Source organism: Cellulomonas soli, from assembly GCF_013409305.1.
In the GTDB taxonomy this organism is placed as follows: Bacteria; Actinomycetota; Actinomycetes; order Actinomycetales; family Cellulomonadaceae; genus Cellulomonas; species Cellulomonas soli.
Genome location: NZ_JACBZJ010000001.1, coordinates 2,593,117 through 2,611,666 on the forward strand (window position 1 = coordinate 2,593,117; position 18,550 = coordinate 2,611,666).

General features: G+C 73.9%; 14 protein-coding genes and 1 tRNA gene. 14 read left to right on the plus strand and 1 reads right to left on the minus strand.

Translation table 11 applies throughout. From position 1 onward, the window contains the following. The first annotated feature begins 49 nt into the window (after positions 1-49). The 6 genes from BKA22_RS12060 to BKA22_RS12085 all read left to right on the plus strand — a co-directional run bounded on the left by BKA22_RS12060 (position 50) and on the right by BKA22_RS12085 (position 5,811). Positions 50-1,285 carry a molybdopterin molybdotransferase MoeA gene (locus tag BKA22_RS12060; protein ID WP_146954238.1) on the plus strand — a complete coding sequence of 412 codons (1,236 nt, stop codon included), beginning with the start codon at positions 50-52 and terminating at the stop codon, positions 1,283-1,285. After that, positions 1,285-1,920 carry a GNAT family N-acetyltransferase gene (locus tag BKA22_RS12065; RefSeq protein WP_146954239.1) on the plus strand — a complete coding sequence of 212 codons (636 nt, stop codon included), beginning with the start codon at positions 1,285-1,287 and terminating at the stop codon, positions 1,918-1,920. The genes BKA22_RS12060 and BKA22_RS12065 overlap by 1 nt, the downstream gene beginning before the upstream one ends. A gap of 1 nt (position 1,921) precedes the next feature. Continuing rightward, the gene (locus BKA22_RS12070) at positions 1,922-3,058 is read left to right on the plus strand and encodes a SepX/GlpR family protein (protein WP_146954240.1); all 1,137 of its coding nucleotides are present in this window, start codon (positions 1,922-1,924) and stop codon (positions 3,056-3,058) included. 65 nt (positions 3,059-3,123) lie between these two features. Next, a tRNA-Ala gene (locus BKA22_RS12075) sits at positions 3,124-3,196 on the plus strand. A gap of 107 nt (positions 3,197-3,303) precedes the next feature. Then, complete coding sequence (locus tag BKA22_RS12080; RefSeq protein WP_146954241.1) at positions 3,304-4,296, plus strand: bile acid:sodium symporter family protein; 993 nt, start codon at positions 3,304-3,306, stop codon at positions 4,294-4,296. A 39-nt stretch (positions 4,297-4,335) separates the two neighbouring features. Continuing rightward, positions 4,336-5,811, plus strand: coding sequence for a beta-N-acetylhexosaminidase (locus BKA22_RS12085; RefSeq protein ID WP_146954242.1), 1,476 nt, complete (start codon positions 4,336-4,338; stop codon positions 5,809-5,811). A 42-nt stretch (positions 5,812-5,853) separates the two neighbouring features. Here the strand turns inward: BKA22_RS12085 and BKA22_RS12090 are convergent, their stop codons facing one another. Next, the gene (locus tag BKA22_RS12090; protein ID WP_223203703.1) at positions 5,854-8,010 is read right to left on the minus strand and encodes a phospholipid carrier-dependent glycosyltransferase; all 2,157 of its coding nucleotides are present in this window, start codon (positions 8,008-8,010) and stop codon (positions 5,854-5,856) included. 40 nt (positions 8,011-8,050) lie between these two features. Here BKA22_RS12090 and rsmI point away from each other — a divergent pair, with 40 nt between their 5' ends. The 8 genes from rsmI to BKA22_RS12130 all read left to right on the plus strand — a co-directional run bounded on the left by rsmI (position 8,051) and on the right by BKA22_RS12130 (position 18,525). Next, positions 8,051-8,905 (plus strand): 16S rRNA (cytidine(1402)-2'-O)-methyltransferase, encoded by an 855-nt coding sequence (gene rsmI, locus BKA22_RS12095; RefSeq protein WP_146954243.1) that lies wholly within the window; start codon positions 8,051-8,053, stop codon positions 8,903-8,905. An 89-nt stretch (positions 8,906-8,994) separates the two neighbouring features. After that, positions 8,995-10,788, plus strand: coding sequence for a methionine--tRNA ligase (gene metG, locus BKA22_RS12100; RefSeq protein WP_146954244.1), 1,794 nt, complete (start codon positions 8,995-8,997; stop codon positions 10,786-10,788). Positions 10,789-10,792: 4 nt separating this feature from the next. Then, a complete protein-coding gene (locus BKA22_RS12105) occupies positions 10,793-11,779 on the plus strand; it encodes a TatD family hydrolase (RefSeq protein ID WP_146954245.1) in 987 nt (328 codons plus the stop codon). A gap of 100 nt (positions 11,780-11,879) precedes the next feature. Continuing rightward, a complete protein-coding gene (locus BKA22_RS12110; RefSeq protein WP_223203704.1) occupies positions 11,880-13,118 on the plus strand; it encodes a resuscitation-promoting factor in 1,239 nt (412 codons plus the stop codon). Between the two features lie 351 nt (positions 13,119-13,469). Continuing rightward, a complete protein-coding gene (locus BKA22_RS12115) occupies positions 13,470-14,702 on the plus strand; it encodes a resuscitation-promoting factor (RefSeq protein WP_223203705.1) in 1,233 nt (410 codons plus the stop codon). A 53-nt stretch (positions 14,703-14,755) separates the two neighbouring features. Continuing rightward, positions 14,756-15,730: a ribosomal RNA small subunit methyltransferase A gene (locus BKA22_RS12120; protein ID WP_146954247.1), complete on the plus strand. Its 975-nt coding sequence runs from the start codon at positions 14,756-14,758 to the stop codon at positions 15,728-15,730. After that, entirely contained in the window at positions 15,727-16,677 is a 951-nt protein-coding gene (locus BKA22_RS12125; protein WP_146954248.1) for a 4-(cytidine 5'-diphospho)-2-C-methyl-D-erythritol kinase, read from the plus strand. The genes BKA22_RS12120 and BKA22_RS12125 overlap by 4 nt, the downstream gene beginning before the upstream one ends. Positions 16,678-16,689: 12 nt before the next feature. Further along, entirely contained in the window at positions 16,690-18,525 is a 1,836-nt protein-coding gene (locus tag BKA22_RS12130; protein ID WP_146954249.1) for an ABC-F family ATP-binding cassette domain-containing protein, read from the plus strand. Positions 18,526-18,550: the final 25 nt, after the last annotated feature.

Here is an 18,550-nt window from a genome sequence, read left to right on the forward strand (position 1 = left end):
CCCGCCCCGTCTGCGTCAGGACCCGCGCGCGGCGGGGCAGAATGCGGCCATGAGATCGGTGCAGGACCACCTCGCGGCCGTGCTCGCCGCCGCCGGACCGGTCACCCCGCTCGACGTGGTGCTCGCCGACGCCGTCGGCTGCATCCTCGCGGCGGACGTGACGGCCGCGGCGGACGTCCCCGGGGTGGCCGTGGCCGCCCGCGACGGCTACGCCGTGGCCGCGCACGACACCGCCGCGACGCACCACGGCCAGCCGCCGACGCTCCCCGTCGCGCACGACCTGCGACCGGGCGCGCCGGCAGGGTTGCGGCTCGTGCCCGGGCAGGCCGTCCGGGTCGCCTCGGGTGCCCCCCTGCCGTTGGGTGCCGACGCGGTCGTGCCGCTCGAGGAGACGGACCGGGGGACGGCACGGGTCGCGTTCCAGCGACCGGCCCTCGCCGGCCAGCACGTGCGGACGGCCGGGTCCGACGTGCGCGGCGGGGACGTCGTCCTCACCGTCGGCACGCGGCTCGGTGCCCGACAGCTCGCGCTCGCCGCCGCCATGGGGCGCGGGCGGCTGCACGTGCACCCCACACCCCGCGTCGTGCTGCTCTCCGTCGGCGACGAGCTCGTCGAGCCGGGCGGGGCCGCAGCCCCTCCGGGTGCGGTCTTCGAGGCCGACGGGCACGCGCTCGAGGCGGCGGTGCGCGACGCCGGCGCCGCCCCCGTGCGGGTCGGCATCGTGCCCGACGACCGCGCCACGCTGCGCGAGGCGCTCGAGGACCAGCTCGTGCGGGCCGACCTGGTCGTCACGACCGGCGGGCTGTCCGAGCTCGCGCACGACACGGTCAAGGACGTGCTCGCCCCGCTGGGCACCGTGCGGCTCGACCACGTCGCGATGACGCCCGGCTACCGGCACGGCTTCGGCACGGTGGGTACCGCCGTCGGGCGCGAGCGAGCCGTGCCGATCTTCGCGCTGCAGGGCCACCCGGTCGCGGCACAGGTGTCGTTCGAGGTCTTCGTGCGCCCGGCGCTACGGACCATGGGTGGGCACGCCGACATCTTCCGCCCGTCGGTGGCCGCGCACGCCACGGTCGGGTGGCCCTCGCCCGCGGGGATGCGGCAGTTCGTGCCGGCGACCGTCGTGGGCAGTCCCGACGACGGCTACCAGGTCACGCCCGTGGGCGACCCCGGGTCACCGTCCGTGCAGGGTCTCGCGCAGGCGAACGCGCTCGCGGTCGTCGGCGAGCAGGACCTGGCCGTTCAGGCCGGCCAGGTGGTGCACTGCCTGGTGCTGGAGGGCTGATGGCGACCGGATGGCCCGCCGTCCTCACCGACGGCGAGGTGCGGCTGCGACCGCTGCGTCGCCGCGACCAGGACGCATGGCTCATGCTCCGTGCCCGCAACGCGGCATGGCTCGACCCGTGGGACGCGACGAGCCCGGTCCCCGTCAGCGGACCCGCGCCCACGTTCGGCCAGTTCGTCCGCATGCTCGCCTCGCAGGCGCGTGCCGGTACGGCGCTGCCGTTCGCGGTCGACGTCGACGGCGAGCTCGCCGGTCAGCTGACGGTCTCCTCGATCGTGCACGGGTCGCTGCGCGGGGCCACCGTCGGGTACTGGCTGGGCGAGGAGTTCGCGGGGCGCGGCGTCATGCCGACCGCCGTCGCGCTGGCCACCGACCACTGCTTCGGGGCGCTCGGCCTGCACCGCGTCGAGGTGAACATCCGACCCGAGAACGCGCCTTCGCTGCGGGTCGTGCACAAGCTCGGCTTCCGCGACGAGGGCCTGCGCGAGCGATACCTGCACATTCAGGGCAGATGGTGCGACCACCGCTCGTTCGCGCTCACGACCGAGGACGTACCGGGGGGTTTGCTGGCGCGTTGGCACGCGACACGCCGCAACGGTGCGGCGCGCCCGTCCGACGGACACCTACCGTCGTGACGTGAACGATCTCGCCGGCCCCGTCGCTCTGGCGCTCGTGGGCCTGTGGGTCGCCTACCTGGTGCCGCACAAGTTGCGGTACCGGCAACAGCTGCTCGAGTCACGCACCGACGACCGCTTCTCCGAGGCGCTGCGCGTCCTGGCCGTGACCGACCGGTCGCACCGTGGCCACCTGCGCGGTCGGGCGGTACGGTCCGGACGGGCCCGCGACGCACGAGAGGCGACCTCGGCCGACTGCGGCCCGGCAGCGCAAGGACGGACGGGGTTGCTGACCCCGGGCTGGGGGGTCCCGGTGCTCGCCACCGGACCCGTGACAGGAGGCACCACCGTGGACCGACCGCACGCGACCCAGGACCGCATCACCGCGGACGCGGCTCGACGCGCCGCCCAGGCGCGCGCCGCTCGGGCCGCCGCTGCTGCGCGCCGTGCGGCTGCCTCACGCCGTCGTGCTGCCCTCGTGACGGTGCTGGCCGTCGTCGCGGTCGCCGGCTGGGGGGCGGCCGGGCTGCTTCCCGCGGTCACGTGGGTCGCCGGGCTCGTGCCCTCGGTCCTGCTGGTCGGGGTGCTGACCCTCGGGCGTCGTGCCGTGGTCGCGGGCGAGGCCGCGGACGCCGCGTGGGCGCAGGAGATCGAACGTGCGGCGGCACGCCAGCAGGCAGCGCGGGAGCGACGGGCGGGGATCGCCACCGGGGCTGTGCCGGTCGTGACGGGACGCGCCGTGCACCCTTCGGACACCAGCACCGAGATGTTCAGCCGTGTCGTCCTCGACGAGGACGGCCGGGCGCACGCGCCGGTGGCCTCCGCCACGGGCCGGACGCCGGTCGTCGCGACGGATGCGCCTGAGACCCGCGACGCCGCCGAGGACGGGTGGTCGCCGGTCCCGGTGCCGCGTCCGACCTACACGATGAAGCCCGCCGCGCCGCGCCGCGAGCCCATCCCGCTCGCCGATCTCGAGGGGTCCACGGCCGCCGCGGCGCGAACCTCGTCCGAGCAGGTCACGGGCGCATCCGGTGTCGCAGCCCTGGCTGCCGCCGCGCACACCGGCGATCCGCGGACCCCGCTCGAGCGGCCGGCGACCACCACCGGCAGCATCGACCTGGACGCGGTCCTGGCCAAGCGTCGGGCCGCAGGGGAGTGACGCCTCGGGGGCTGCGCCGATTTCGCGATCGGCGCCTGGGCGGTGCTAGTCTGTAGCCCGCCCGCGGGGCTGTGGCGCAGTTGGTAGCGCGTCTCGTTCGCAATGAGAAGGTCAGGGGTTCGAATCCCCTCAGCTCCACCCGCCGATGTCGGGAACGACATCGACAACGGCCCGGACCATCACGGTCCGGGCCGTTGTCATTGCAGGGCGCAGCAACCGTCAGTCAGACCAGGGAGGCCGTCACGGTGCAGGGCCGCTGGGCTGGCGTACGCGGTGTCGTCGGTCGGTGGGCCGACCCGCTCGTCCTCATGATCGTCGCGGTGCTCGTGCTGGGTCTCCTGGTGCCTGCAGACGGCTCGTTCGCCGCCGTGCTCGACCACGTCCGGACCGCGGCGATCGTCCTGCTGTTCTTCCTCTACGGCGCCCGCATGCACGCGACCGAGGTCCGCGCCGGCCTGCGCAACTGGAAGCTGCAGGGCTCGATGCTCGCGGCCACGTACGTCGTCTTCCCGCTGCTCGGCCTGGCGGTGCAGCTGCTGCCCGACCACGTCATGGCGCCCGACCTGCGCACCGGGATGCTGTTCCTGTCCGTGCTGCCGTCCACCGTGCAGTCCTCGGTCGTCTTCACCTCGATCGCTCGCGGGAACGTGGCCGGGGCGATCACCGGCGCGACGGTGTCCAACGTGCTCGGCATCGTCGTCACGCCGCTGCTCGTCGGCGTGCTCATGAGCCGGACGGGCGGGTCGACCGGCGGGTCGCTCGCGGCGACCCTGCTGCAGCTGCTGCTGCCGTTCGCCGCAGGGCAGGCCGTCCAGCCGTGGATCGGCGGCTGGGTGCGTGCGCACCCGCACCTGCTCAAGATCAGCGACCGCAGCACCATCCTGCTCGTCGCCTACACCTCGGTCAGCGAGGCGCAGACCTCGGGCGCCTGGTCGCACATCACCTGGGTCGCGCTCCTCGTGCTGGTCGTGGTCTGCGCGGCGCTGCTCGCCGCGATGCTGAGCCTGACCTGGCGTGCCGGTGCCGGCCTGCGCCTGCCCTACCCGGATCGCATCGCCCTGCTCATGTGCGGGTCGAAGAAGTCGCTCGCGACCGGGCTGCCGATGGCGGCCGTGCTCTTCTCGCCGGTCGTCGCGGCGAGCGTCACGCTCCCGGTGGTCGTCTTCCACCAGCTGCAGCTCGCCACCTGCGCGGTCGTCGCGCGCCGTCTGGCGGACCGCGACGGGCAGAGTGTGTAGGTTTCCCTCGACGTCCCTGCGAACCAGGTCGAGGTGGCCGTGCCCGAGATCGCCGTGGTCCCACGGCCCGTGTCGCTCGTCCCGTCCCCGGAGGCCCCGTTCGTGGTGGCCCCGGACACGCCCCTGCTGGTCGACCCGCGTCCTGAGCTGATCACCGTCGCGGTCCTGGCGGCCGACCTGCTGGGTCGGGTCATCGGTGACGCGATCGAGGTCCGCTACGGCGACGACGGCAGCGACGGGGCGATCCGCCTGCGGCTGACCGAGGCGCTGCCGGGCGGCGACGAGGCCTACCGGTTGGTCGTCGGTCCCGGACGTGTGCTCGTCGAGGCCCGCACGGCCACGGGGCTCGTGCACGGCGTCGTCACGCTGCGCCAGCTCGTGCGGCACGCCCCTGACGGGACCGTGAGCGTGCCGGCCGTCCGCATCGAGGACGTGCCCCGGTACGCCTGGCGAGGTCTCTCGCTCGACGTGGCGCGGCACTTCTTCGGTCTGGACGACCTCAAGCTCGTGGTCGGCCTGCTCGCGCACTACAAGCTCAACGTGCTGCACCTGCACCTGACGGACGACCAGGGCTGGCGGCTGGAGATGCCGTCCCGGCCGCTGCTGACCGCGCGGTCGTCCGGTACCGCGGTCGGCGGCGGGCCGGGCGGGTTCCTCACCACGGCACAGTTCGCCGAGCTGGTCACCTACGCGCACACCCGCGGGGTCACGGTCGTGCCGGAGATCGACGTGCCGGGGCATGTCAACGCGGCCCTGCACGCCTATGGTGCGCTGACGCCGTCGGGCGAGCCGACCGAGCCCTACACCGGGATCGAGGTCGGCTTCAGCCGGCTGCACGCCGACGTGCCCGCCACGGGTCCTTTCCTCGCCGACGTGCTCGGTGACGTCGCCGCACTGACCCCGGGCGACTACCTGCACATCGGCGGCGACGAGGCGCTCGAGCTGACGCCCACGGAGTACGCGCGCCTGGTCACGCTCGCCTCGGACGCGGTGCGGGCGTACGGCAAGCAGGTCGTGGGCTGGCAGGAGATCGCGCACGCCCCCGTCACCCCGGGCACGGTCGTGCAGTACTGGGACGACCGCGAAGGTGCCCGCGCCGACCGGGACGCGGTGGTCGCGGCGGCACGTGCGGGTGCCCGCGTCCTGATGTCGCCGGGGAACCGCACCTACCTCGACATGGTCTACGACTCCTCGACCCCGCTCGGCCAGGACTGGGCCGGGGCGATCGAGCTGCGCGACGCCTACGAGTGGGAGCCGTCGACGCTCGTCCCCGGCCTGCCCACCGACGCCGTCGTCGGTGTCGAGGCGGCGATCTGGACCGAGACGATCGCCACGCTGCCCGAGCTCACCCAGATGCTGCTGCCTCGGCTCGCCGCGGTCGCCGAGGTCGCGTGGACGCAGCCGGAGCGCCGCGACTGGCCCGGGTTTCGTGCACGGGTCGCCGGGCAGGCCGCGTTCTGGGACCGCCTCGGGCTCAGCTGGTACCCGAGCCCGCAGGTGGACTGGCGGCGCTGAGGCATCGGCACGCTCGGGCCGGGACGCCCCGGTCGGGGCGCCTCAGACCCAGGAGGGCAACCACATGTGCGCGTGCCAGAAGTCGTACGGCACCACCCACGCCGTCCAGATCGGGTAGAAGAACGCGCTGACCGCGACCACGAGCACGAGGAACGCGCTCACCCAGGCGATCGCCGCACGCCGACCGCGCGCGTCGGTGGTGCGCGGGCCGACCACGAGGCCGAGCACGTACGTCAGGGTCAGCATCACCCACGGCGTGAACGCGATCGAGTAGAACGTGAAGATCGTGCGCTGCGCGTACAGGAACCAGGGCAGCCAGCCGGCCACGATGCCGGAGAGCACCGCCCCCGCGCGCCAGTCACGGAACCACAGCAGCCACACGACCGCGACCAGCAACGCGGCGGCGCCCGCCCACCAGATCACCGGGTTGCCCATCGAGGTGATGGCCTGCGAGCACGAGCTCGCGCCGCACGCGTCGAGCGCCTGCTGACCGGTCAGGCCCGAGATCTCGGTCGGGTAGAAGTACGACGTCGGACGCCACTGCACGATCCAGCCCAGCGGGTGGGCGGCGTAGGCGTGCTCCGCGGTCAGCGAGGTGTGGAAGGCGTACATGTCGGTGTGGAACTTCCAGAGCGACCGCAGCGCCGGTGGCAACCACTGGACGCCCTCGCCGGGGTTCTGCACGGCCCACTGCCGCAGGTACCCGTCCGTCGAGGCGAACCACGACCACCACGAGGCCAGGTAGACCGAGCCGGCGATGAGCACCATCGAGATGCCGGCGACGATGCCGTCACGCCAGACGCCGGCCCACGCCCAGAACCGGACGCCGACGGCCCGACGGGCTGTGAGGTCCCACAGGACGCTCATCAGGCCGAAGACGGCCAGGAAGTACACGCCGGACCACTTGGTGCCGATGGCGAGGCCGAGCAGCACGGCCGCGGCGAGCCGCCACCAGCGCCAGCCGATCCGGGGACCGAGGCCGAGGGGCCGCCCCTCGTCGAGCAGGACCGCGGTGCGCTCGGCGAGCCGTCGTCTCATCTGGTCCCGGTCGATGAGCAGCGCGCCGAACGCGGCCAGCACGAAGAACATGAGGAACGGGTCGAGCAGGCTGACCCGGGAGTGCACGATCGCCTCGCCGTCGACCGCGAGGAGCAGGCCCGCGACGGTGCCCAGTGCGGTGGAGGCGAACAGCCGCCGGCCGATGCGCGCGATCATGAGGATCGCGAGCGTGCCGCACACCGCGGCGGACAGCCGCCAGGCGGCCGAGCTCTCCACACCGCCGCCGAGCTGGATGCCGAGGGCGATCATCCACTTGCCGACAGGCGGGTGGACGACGTACTCGGCGACCCAGCCGAGGCTGCTCGTGTCGCCCGCCTCGAACGCCGGGTTCGGGTTGTCGCCCCACTGGGCCTCGAACCCGCGCGCGAGCAGCGAGTACGCCTGCTTGACGTAGTAGGTCTCGTCGAACACGAGCGCGTGCGGTCGCGACAGGTCCCAGAACCGGGCCACCCCGCCGAGCACGGTCACCGCGAGCGGCCAGAGCCAGCCGAGCAGGCGGGCCCGCGGCGTCGCGTCGAGTGCCAGACGGTCCTCGCCGAGCAGTCGCCGCAGCAGGCGGGTGCGCGTCGGCTCCTCGGGCTCCGTGGGCTCGTCCGCAGCCGCGTCGAGGGGGTGGGTGCCCTCCGCGAGGAGCCCGTCGTCCCGAGGGTCGGGGGAGTCGCCCTCCGGCCGGTGGGCCGACGCAGCCTCGTCCGTCGAGGGCCGGGTGGCGGACACGTCGCCCGCCACCTCTCCGTCGTGGTCCGTGATGTCTCCCGGACGGTCGTTCTCGGCGGAGTGCTGCACGCCGTCGCCCTCGTCGGGCGCGTCGGCTGTGCGACCGATCGACGCGGCGCGGGCCGCCGCCGCCACGGTCGAGCCCGGTGGCACCGTCAGGTCGTCGCCGTCTGCGGCGATGTAGGCCTCGACCGCCTGGTCCGGCTCCCCGGGCACATGCCCGGACGGCTCGCGCCGGGCGCCCTCACCCGGCGCGGCAGCGGCATCCTCGTCGTGCGGCTCGTCGACCGGTGGGCCGGCGGGCGGGTCGACGGGCGGGGACTGCGGTGCTCCGGCGGTCGGGTCGGTGCCCGGGCTGGACGGCGGGCCTGGCAGCGGGAGCGGACCCACAGGGGTGGGCTCGTCGTCGGGCGTGGGCGGCACGGGGTCATCGTAGGGGCGGGGCCCGTGGGAGGCTGGCGGGATGTGCACACCCCCGTCCCCGGTCGGTCGGCTCGTGCTGGCCGCGACCCCGATCGGCGACGTCGAGGACGCCTCGGCGCGTCTGCGTCGACTGCTCGCGGAGGCCGATGTCGTCGCCGCGGAGGACACCCGGCGACTGCGGGCGCTCGCGGCCCGGCTGGGTGTCGAGATCGGCGGTCGGGTGGTGAGCCACCACGAGCACAACGAGGCCGAGCGGGCCGCGGACCTGCTCGAGGTCGTCGCGGGCGGCGGGACGGTCGTCGTCGTGACGGACGCGGGGATGCCGGCGGTGTCCGACCCGGGCTTCCGGGTGGTCACCGCGGCGGTCGCGGCCGGGCTGCCCGTCACGGCCGCCCCGGGACCGAGCGCGGTGCTGACGGCCCTCGCGCTTTCCGGCCTGCCGACCGACCGGTTCTGCTTCGAGGGTTTCGTCCCGCGCAAGCCGGGGGAGCGGGCCCGTGCACTGGCCGACCTGGCGGCCGAACGGCGCACGATGATCTTCTTCGAGGCGCCGCACCGGCTCGGTGAGCTGCTCGCGGCGATGGTCGACGCCTTCGGGGCGGACCGGCCCGCCGCCGTGTGCCGCGAGCTGACCAAGACGTACGAGGAGGTCCGCCGTGCCCCGCTCGCCGAGCTCGCGCAGTGGGCGACGGGTGAGGTGCGCGGCGAGATCGTCGTCGTCGTGGGCGGAGCGGTGCGCGGTGCGGGGCTGACGACCGCCGACCTGGTCGCAGAGGTGCTCGCGCGGGCGGACGCCGGGGAGCGGCTCAAGGACGCCGTGGCGGACGTCGCGGTGAGTGCGGGGGTCGTCAAGCGCGACCTGTACGCAGCGGCGCTGTCCGCTCGCAAGGGCTGAGCCGACCACAGCCCCGGTGCAGCGCCGGTGCAGTGTCGCGGGCCGGTCGGGTGGCCCTCGGACCAGCCTGCTCACCTAGGATCGGCGGCATGTCCCGCATCCTGTCGGCCGTCGCGTGGCCCTACGCGAACGGCCCCCGCCACATCGGTCACGTCGCCGGCTTCGGTGTCCCCTCGGACGTCTTCTCCCGGTACATGCGCATGGCGGGCCACGACGTGCTGATGGTCTCGGGCACCGACGAGCACGGCACGCCGATCCTGGTGCAGGCCGAGCAGGAGGGCGTGGCCCCGCAGGAGCTCGCCGACCGGTACAACCGCGTCATCGTCGAGGACCTGACCGCCCTGGGCCTGTCGTACGACCTGTTCACCCGCACCACGACGCGCAACCACTACGCGGTCGTGCAGGAGATGTTCCGCACGGTGCACAAGAACGGCTACATGGTCGAGCAGTCGACCATGGGCGCGATCAGCCCGTCGACGGGGCGCACGCTGCCCGACCGCTACATCGAGGGCACGTGCCCGATCTGCGGCTACGACGGCGCGCGCGGCGACCAGTGCGACAACTGCGGCAACCAGCTCGACGCGATCGACCTGATCAACCCCAAGAGCCGGATCAACGGCGAGGCCCCGAAGTTCGTGGAGTCCACGCACTTCTTCCTCGACCTGCCGGCGTTCGCCGACGCGCTCGGTTCCTGGCTGCGCACGCGCGGCGACTGGCGCCCGAACGTCCTGAACTTCTCCCTCAACCTCATCGACGACATGCGCCCGCGGGCCATGACGCGTGACATCGACTGGGGCATCCCCGTGCCGCTCGAGGGCTGGGAGGACAACCCGTCCAAGCGCCTGTACGTGTGGTTCGACGCGGTCATCGGCTACCTGTCCGCGTCGGTGGAGTGGGCGCGTCGCAGCGGCGACCCCGAGGCGTGGCGCGCGTACTGGAACGACCCCGAGGCCCGCTCGTACTACTTCATGGGCAAGGACAACATCACCTTCCACTCCCAGATCTGGCCGGCGGAGCTGCTCGGCTACGACGGGAAGGGCACGAAGGGTGGTGCACCGGGCGTCTTCGGCGACCTGCAGCTGCCCACCGAGGTCGTCTCGAGCGAGTTCCTGACCATGGAGGGCAAGCAGTTCTCCTCCTCGCGCGGCGTGGTCATCTACGTGCGCGACATGCTGGCCCGCTACCAGCCGGACGCGCTGCGCTACTTCATCTCGGTGGCCGGTCCGGAGAACCAGGACGCCGACTTCACCTGGTCGGACTTCAAGCGCCGCACCAACGACGAGCTCGTCGCCGGCTGGGGCAACCTGGTCAACCGCACGGCCAGCATGATCCACAAGAACTTCGGCGAGATCCCCACCCCGACGCAGGTGCAGCCGGTCGACGCGGCACTCCTGGAGACCACGGGCACGGCCTTCGGCCGCATCGGCGAGCTGGTCGGCACGCACCGGCACCGCGCGGCCGTCGGCGAGGCGATGCGCGTCGTGCAGGAGGCCAACCGGTACATCTCCGAGACCGAGCCGTGGAAGCTGACGGGTGATCGCGAGCGCCTGGCCACGGTCCTGCACACGGCCGCGCAGGCCGTCAACGACGCGAACACGCTGCTCTCGCCGTTCCTGCCGCACTCGGCGCAGAAGGTGCACGAGGCGCTCGGTGGCACCGGAGAGGTCTCGCCGCTGCCGCGCATCGAGGAGGTCACGGACCTGGACGACGCCTCCCGGCAGTACCCGGTGATCACCGGGTACTACAGGCTGGGCGAGGGTGTCCGCGCGTGGGCGTCGACCCCGGTGGTGCCCGGTGCGCCGGTGGCCAAGCCGACGCCGGTGTTCACCAAGCTCGACGACTCGATCGTCGAGGAGGAGCTCGACCGGCTGCGCAAGGCCTGAGCGCGTGGGTCGCAACCGGTCGCGTGACCGCGGCTGGCCCGCGCCGCCCGCGCCGCTGCCCGTGCCGGTGGTCGACGACCACACGCACCTGGACGCGGTGCTCGGCGTGCGCGCCGCGGGCTGGGCGCGGGACGCCGACGGCACGCCTCGTGAGGCTGCCGAGCACGCGGACCCGGCCGCGCTCGAGGTCGCAGCCACGGCACCCTCGGTCCAGGACCACCTGGACCGGGCTGCGGCCGTCGGGGTCACGCGCATGGTCCAGGTCGGTTGCGACCTGGACGCCGTGGCCTGGACCGTCGCCGCCCTCGACGCCCACCCCGCGCTGCTGGGGGCGCTGGCCATCCACCCCAACGAGGCGGTGCTGCACGCGCGCGTGCACGAGATCGCCCCGGACGGCCTGACGCCCGACCCCCAGGAGCGGCACCGCGTCGGGCTCGACGACGCGCTCGCCGCGGTCGCCGCGGCCGCCCGGCACCCGCGCGTGCGGGCGATCGGCGAGACCGGCCTGGACCACTTCCGGGCGGGGGAGCGCGGTCGTGCCGTGCAGGTCGAGGCGTTCCGGGCGCACGTCGCGCTCGCCAAGGAGCTCGGCCTGGCGCTGCAGATCCACGACCGTGACGCCCACGCCGAGGTGATCGAGGTCCTGCTGGCCGACGGGGCACCCGAGCGCACCGTGTTCCACTGCTTCTCCGGGGATGCCGCGATGGCCCGGCTGGCCGCCGAGCACGGCTGGTACTGCTCGTTCGCCGGCCCGGTGTCGTTCCCGTCGAACGACGGGCTGCGGGCCGCCCTGCTCGAGCTGCCCGCCTCGTTGGTGCTCGTCGAGACCGACGCGCCGTACCTCACCGTGCACCCGCACCGCGGACGTCCGAACGCGCCCTACCTGCTGCCCGGCACGGTCCGGACCGTCGCCGAGGTGACCGGTCGGCCGCTCGAGGACGTCTGCGTGCAGGTCGCGACGGTCGCCGAGCAGGTCTACGGCCCGTGGTGAATCTCCGCGGACAATCCGGACGCCGACTACCGGCCCACGTCACGGATCGGTTACGGTCGGACCGACCTGCCCACGACCGTCCGACGGAAGGACCCACCGCGTGACTGCCGGCGATCCCGCTGCGACCACCCGTCGCGGTGCCCGCCGTGCTGCTGAGCAGGCCGCTCTGGCGCCGCTCTCGCGTGCGGCCCGCTGGCGTCGGGTCGGCGCGCAGGGGGCGGTCCTGGCCATGGTCGTCGGCGCGACCAGCGCGTTCACCGTCCTGCACAAGGAGGTGACCGTCGACGTCGACGGTCGGGCGGTCGTCGTCGAAGGCTTCGGCCGCACGGTCGGCGACGTGCTCGCCAGCGCTGACATCGACGTGGCCGAGCGTGACCTGGTGGCCCCGTCGTTGTCCGAGCCGGCGATCCGGGGCGGGCAGATCGTGGTGCGGCACGCCCGGCAGATCGACGTCGAGGTCGACGGCTCCGAGCAGACGGTCTGGACGACGGCGCTGACCGTCGGCGAGGCGGTCGACGACCTGGGCCTGCGCGACTCCGACGTGCGCCTGTCCGCCTCCCGGTCCTCGTCGCTGGGCCGCGAGACGATTCGGGTGTCGACGCAGAAGACGATCCACCTCGTGGTCGACGGCCAGGTCATCGACGGTGTGAGCAGTTCCTCGACCGTCCGCGACGCGCTCAAGGACATCGGCCTGGTGCTCGAGGAGGGTGACCACGTGTCGGTCCCGCTCGACGCCACCGCGGTCGACGGTCTCGTGGTCCTCGTGACGCGGGCGAGCAGCAGCGGCGAGACGGTCACCGAGGCGGTCCCGTTCGAGACCCAGGAGGTCGAGGACGCGACGCTGATCAAGGGCAACACGAAGGTCAAGGTGGCTGGCAAGGCGGGCGTGCGCACGTCGACGTACGAGCTGCAGGTCGTCAACGGCGTCGTGGTCGGGCGCACGCTGCTGACCTCGATCGTGACGACGGAGCCGGTGACCCAGGTCGTGCGGGTCGGCACGGCGGAGCTGCCGGACCCGAGCACCGTGGCTGTCGAGCCGGGGACCGCGCAGGCACTCGGCAAGGAGATGGCTGCGGCCCGCGGTTGGGGCGACGACCAGTTCGCCTGCCTGCTCGCCCTGTGGAACAAGGAGTCCGGCTGGCGGGTGAATGCTGCCAACGCCTCCTCGGGTGCCTACGGCATCCCGCAGGCGCTGCCGGGGTCGAAGATGGCGACGGTCGGCGCGGACTGGCAGACGAACCCTGCGACGCAGATCACCTGGGGTCTTGGCTACATCGCGGGCCGTTACGGGGACCCGTGCGGCGCGTGGGCGCACTCGGAGTCGAGCGGCTGGTACTGACCCCTCCCCGAGGTCCGGCACGGTCGGGCGCTGGGTGGCTTCACCCCCGTCGGGCTTGGCGCATCGGTCACGATCGGGTTACGGTCGCGTGCCGCTCTTGACGAGAACACCCCTGACGCACCTCGGATCTCTTCGAAGGATGCTCCGCAGGACGTGACCGACATCGAGGCGGCGCGGTGGATCGCCCTCGTAACCTGGGCGTCTCACCACGACGGCCGGATCGGAGATCCGGACCGGCGGGGGTCACCTCCCTCCAGGTGACCGGACGTGCGGCCTCGTGCCCACACCCGTCGGACGCCCCTCGGGGCGTGACCGCTCTCCGTGCCCGGGCACCCCGACGTCTGGAGCCTCGTGCCCTTCTCGCCCCGCACCCGCGGTCCCCTCGCGCCCACGCGCCCCTCCTCCGAGTCGGGCGGTCCGACGCGCTCCCGGGACCACCGGTCCGGGCACGGGCGCCACGCCTCCCGCGCAGTCCCCCTCGTCCTGCTCAGCGCCGCGGCGCTCGTCATCGCCGGCGCCGGCGTCGCGTTCGCGCAGGCGCACAAGACCGTCACGCTCGACGTCGACGGCACCACCGTCACGGTCGACACGTTCGCCGGATCGGTCGACGGCCTGCTGGCCGACCGCGGCATCCAGGTCGGCGCGCACGACGCCGTGGCCCCGGCGGGTGCGCTCGCCGACGGTTCCGAGGTCGTCGTGCGGCACGGTCGCACGATCGTCGTCACCGACGGCGGCGAGGAGCGCACCGTGTGGACCACGGCGCTGACGGCGGACGAGGCGCTCGACACGCTCGACGCACGCTCGGGCGACATCGCCCTGGTGGCGTCCCGCTCGTCCGGCGGCCGTCCCGAGCTCGCGCTCGACCTCACGCTGCACGGTCCGGCGGACGTGCTGGTCGACGGCACCGTCCTGAGCACCCCCGACGGCGACGCGCGCGTGGCCGACGTGCTCGACGAGCTGGGCATCACGCTCGGCGACCTCGACACCGTGCGGGTCCAGCAGGGTGACGACGGTCGCGTGCAGGTCGTCGTGCAGCGCGTGGTCGTGCAGGACGTCACCTCCACGAGCGAGATCGCGTTCGCCTCCGTCGATCAGGACGACGCGAACCGCTACAAGGGCACCCGCACGGTCGTCACCGCGGGGGTCCCGGGGGTGCGCACGGTCGTCGATCGCGTCACGACGGTCGACGGTGCCGAGACGGCCCGCACGACGCTGTCGGACACGGTCACGCAGGCACCGGTCGACGAGGTCGTCGCGGTCGGCACCAAGGCCCGTCCGGTCGTCGCGGCAGCTCCCGCAGCCGCCGCAGGGACGTCGAGCCCGGTCACGGCCGGCGGCAGCGCCGACTCGCTCAACTGGGCCGCGCTGGCCGCGTGCGAGTCGGGCGGCAACCCGACGATCGTGTCGAGGAACGGGCTGTACCACGGCCTCTACCAGTTCTCGGTGGGCACGTGGCAGGGCGTGGGCGGCGCAGGACTGCCGTCCCAGGCGTCGGCGGACGAGCAGACGGCTCGGGCGAAGATGCTCTACAACCGGTCCGGTGCGGGGCAGTGGCCTGTGTGCGGGGCGCGGCTGTTCAGCTGAGCGCGCCTGTCCGGGTGCCCTCCGGGGCACCCGCCTGACATACGCTCGTCGCCATGTCCGTGACGTCGCTCCTCGGCCCGGCCCAGATCCGTGAGCTCGCGGAGCAGGCGGGCATCCGACCGACCAAGACGCTCGGCCAGAACTTCGTCATCGACGCAGGGACGGTCCGCAAGATCGTCCGGCAGGCGGATGTGGTCGTCGGCGAGCGTGTCGTCGAGATCGGCCCCGGCCTCGGGTCCCTCACGTTGGGGCTCCTCGAGGCCGGGGCCGACGTCGTCGCGGTGGAGATCGACCCGGTGCTCGCCCGGCTGCTGCCGACCACCGTGGCCCGGCACCTGCCGGGGCTGGAACGCGTCGACGACGAACCCACGGCCGACGGGGCGCCGGTGGTCCGGCTGCGTGACGCCGAGGGTCACGACCGGCTGACCGTGGTGCTCAGCGACGCCCTGGACGTGCACGTGCTGCCCGGTCCGCCGCCGACGGCCCTGGTGGCGAACCTGCCGTACAACGTCTCCGTCCCGGTGCTGCTGACCTTCCTCGAGCGGTTCGCCTCGCTCGAGCGCCTGCTGGTCATGGTGCAGGCCGAGGTCGCCGACCGGGTGGCCGCCCCTCCGGGCAGCCGCACGTACGGCGTGCCGTCGGTCAAGGCGGCCTGGTGGGCGTCGGCCCGTCGCACCGCGACCGTGGGTCGTTCCGTGTTCTGGCCGGTGCCGAACGTGGACTCCGCGCTGGTGCGGCTCGACCGCCGCGAGCCCCCGGCGATCCCGGTGACGCGGGGCGAGGTCTTCGCGGTCGTCGACGCCGCCTTCGCCCAGCGGCGCAAGATGCTGCGCTCGGCCCTCGCCGGTGTCGCGGGCTCGTCGGAGGCCGCGGTGACCGCGCTCGTCGCCGCGGGCGTCGACCCGCAGGCCCGGGGCGAGACGGTCGACGTCGAGGGGTTCGCCCGTGTCGCCGCGCAGCTGGCCGTCGTGGCCCGGACGAGCGACGACGGGACCGACCGGGACCGACCTGGCACAGTGGCCCCGTGACCCTCACGCGCCTCGACGTCGTCCCGGACCGGGAGGTGCGCGTGCGTGCCCCCGGCAAGGTCAACCTGTCCCTGCGGGTCGGTCCGCGCAGGCGGGACGGCTACCACCCGCTGTCGACCGTGTTCCAGGCGGTCTCGGTGCACGAGGACGTCGTCGCCACACCGTCGACGGACTTCCGGCTCACCGTCTCCGGCCCGCAGTCCGAGCTCGTGCCGACCGACGGGACGAACCTGGCCGTGCGGGCCGCCCGCGCCCTGGCCGCGCGTGCCGGCATCGACGAGGGCGTGCACCTGCACCTGCACAAGGGTGTCCCCGTCGCCGGGGGCATGGCCGGGGGGTCGGCCGACGCGGCCGCGGCGCTGGTCGCCTGCGACGCGCTCTGGCACACCGGCCTGAGCCGGGACGACCTGCTCGAGCTCGCGGCGGACCTGGGCTCGGACGTGCCCTTCTCGCTCACCGGGCACACCGCCGTGGGTTCCGGACGCGGCGACCTGCTCACGCCCGTGCTCGCCCGGGGAGAGTTCCACTGGGCGTTCGCCGTGCAGGATCGTGGCCTGTCGACCGCCGCCGTCTACGCGCGGTTCGACGAGCTGGCCGGCGACGACGCACGCGACCCCGACCCGCAGGACGACCTCGCCCTCATGCAGGCGTTGCTCGCCGGCGACGCCACGGCTCTGGGTGCCGCGCTGCACAACGACCTGCAGCCGGCCGCGCTGACGCTCGACCCCGCCCTGGCCGAACCGCTCGAGGTCGCCGAGGATGCCGGCGCGCTGGGTGCCGTCGTCTCGGGCTCGGGTCCGACGGTGGCCGCGCTGGCCCGCAGCAGGCAGCACGCCCTCGTGCTCGCCGCGGCGTTCACGGCCGCCGGGGTCGCGGACGCGGTCCTGACGGCGGTGGGACCGGTCGCCGGCACCCGGGTGGTCAGCGGCGCCGACCAGGCCGGGTAGCCTGCACGCTCGATGGCTCACCTGCTCGGCGCGGACCGCGTCACCCTCACGCTCGGCACGCGCACGCTGCTGGACGGCGTCAGTCTCGGCGTCGACGACGGCATGCGCGTCGGCGTCGTCGGCCCCAACGGCGCCGGCAAGTCCACCTTGCTGCGCGTCCTGTCCGGTCTCCAGGACCCGGACGACGGCCGGGTGACCCGTGCCGGTTCGGTGCGGGTCGCGGTCCTGGACCAGCGTGACGACCTGCCCGCCGGTTGTACCGTGCTCGAGTCGGTGCACGGCGGTGCGGACACGCACGAGTGGGCGGTCGACGCACGCGTCCGCTCGGTGCACACCGGCCTGCTGTCCGACCTGGACCTGGCGGCGGACGTCGCGACGCTCTCGGGCGGCCAGCGCCGCCGGGTGGCGCTCGCCGCGCTGCTGGTCCGTGACGACGAGGTGCTCGTGCTCGACGAGCCGACGAACCACCTGGACGTCGAGGGCGTGGCCTGGCTCGCCGCGCACCTGTCGGCCCGCTACTCGCGCAACGGCGGGGCCCTGGTGGTCGTCACGCACGACCGCTGGTTCCTCGACGCGGTGTGCACCCGGACGTGGGAGGTGCACGACGGCCAGGTCGACCAGTACGACGGCGGGTACGCCGCCTACGTCCTGGCGCGGGCCGAGCGTGCGCAGCAGGCGGCGACCGTGGAGACCAAGCGGCAGAACCTGCTGCGCAAGGAGCTCGCCTGGCTGCGCCGCGGCGCGCCGGCGCGCACGTCCAAGCCGCAGTTCCGCCTGGACGCCGCCGCCGCGCTGATCGCCGACGAGCCGCCGCCGCGCGACAACCTCGAGCTGACCAGGATGGCCACCGCACGCCTCGGCAAGGACGTGCTGGACGTCGAGGGCGTCACGCTGTCGTTCCCCGCGCACGACGGCGGACCTGACCGGGTGCTGCTCGACGACGTGACGTGGCGTCTGGGCCCCGGCGACAGGATCGGACTGGTCGGCGTCAACGGTGCGGGCAAGACCTCCCTGCTGCGTCTGCTCACCGGGCGCCTCGAGCCGACGTCCGGCAGGGTCAAGCGCGGCAAGACCGTGCAGGTCGCCGAGCTGCGCCAGGACGTGGAGGACCTCGACGAGCTGGCGGACCTGCGGGTCGTCGAGGTCGTCGAGCGCGAGAAGCGGTCCGTGGTCGTCGGCGGCAAGGAGCTCACCGCGTCGCAGCTCGTCGAGCGGCTCGGCTTCACGCGGGACCGCGCACGCACACCGGTGCGTGACCTGTCCGGCGGCGAGCGGCGACGGTTGCAGCTGCTGCGGCTGCTCGTCGGGGAGCCGAACGTCCTGCTGCTCGACGAGCCGACGAACGACCTCGACACCGACACCCTGGCCGCCCTGGAGGACCTGCTCGACGGCTGGCCCGGCACGTTGATCGTGGTCTCGCACGACCGGTACCTGCTCGAGCGCGTGTGCGACCGGCAGATGGCCCTGCTCGGCGACGGTGCGCTGCGCGACCTGCCCGGCGGGGTCGAGCAGTACCTCGCGCTGCGTGCGGCGGCGCTGGCCGCCGGGCCGGCGGCGGCCTCGCCCGGCAGCCCGGCGCCGGTCGCGCAGCAGGACGTGCCCACGCAGGTCGACGCGGTGCAGGCACCGAGCGCGGCCGACGTGCGTGCGGCACGCAAGGAGATCGCCCGCGTCGAGCGCCGGTTGTCGCGGATCTCCGCGCAGGAGGCCGAGCTGCACGCCCGCATGGTCGAGCAGGCCACCGACCACGTCGCCGTCGGGGCGCTCGACGAGCAGCTGCGCACGTTGGCGGCGGAGAAGGACGAGCTGGAGATGGTCTGGCTCGAGGCGTCCGAGATCGCCGGCTGACGTCCGGCCGAGAAGTTCGGGCAGC

Bases quoted from the DNA above. Each gene is read 5' to 3' on its own strand.
- BKA22_RS12060 (WP_146954238.1), top strand. From the start codon at position 50: ATGAGATCGGTGCAGGACCACCTCGCGGCCGTGCTCGCCGCCGCCGGA.
- BKA22_RS12065 (WP_146954239.1), top strand. From the start codon at position 1,285: ATGGCGACCGGATGGCCCGCCGTCCTCACCGACGGCGAGGTGCGGCTG.
- rsmI (WP_146954243.1), top strand. From the start codon at position 8,051: ATGTGCACACCCCCGTCCCCGGTCGGTCGGCTCGTGCTGGCCGCGACC.
- metG (WP_146954244.1), top strand. From the start codon at position 8,995: ATGTCCCGCATCCTGTCGGCCGTCGCGTGGCCCTACGCGAACGGCCCC.
- BKA22_RS12120 (WP_146954247.1), top strand. From the start codon at position 14,756: ATGTCCGTGACGTCGCTCCTCGGCCCGGCCCAGATCCGTGAGCTCGCG.
- BKA22_RS12130 (WP_146954249.1), top strand. From the start codon at position 16,690: ATGGCTCACCTGCTCGGCGCGGACCGCGTCACCCTCACGCTCGGCACG.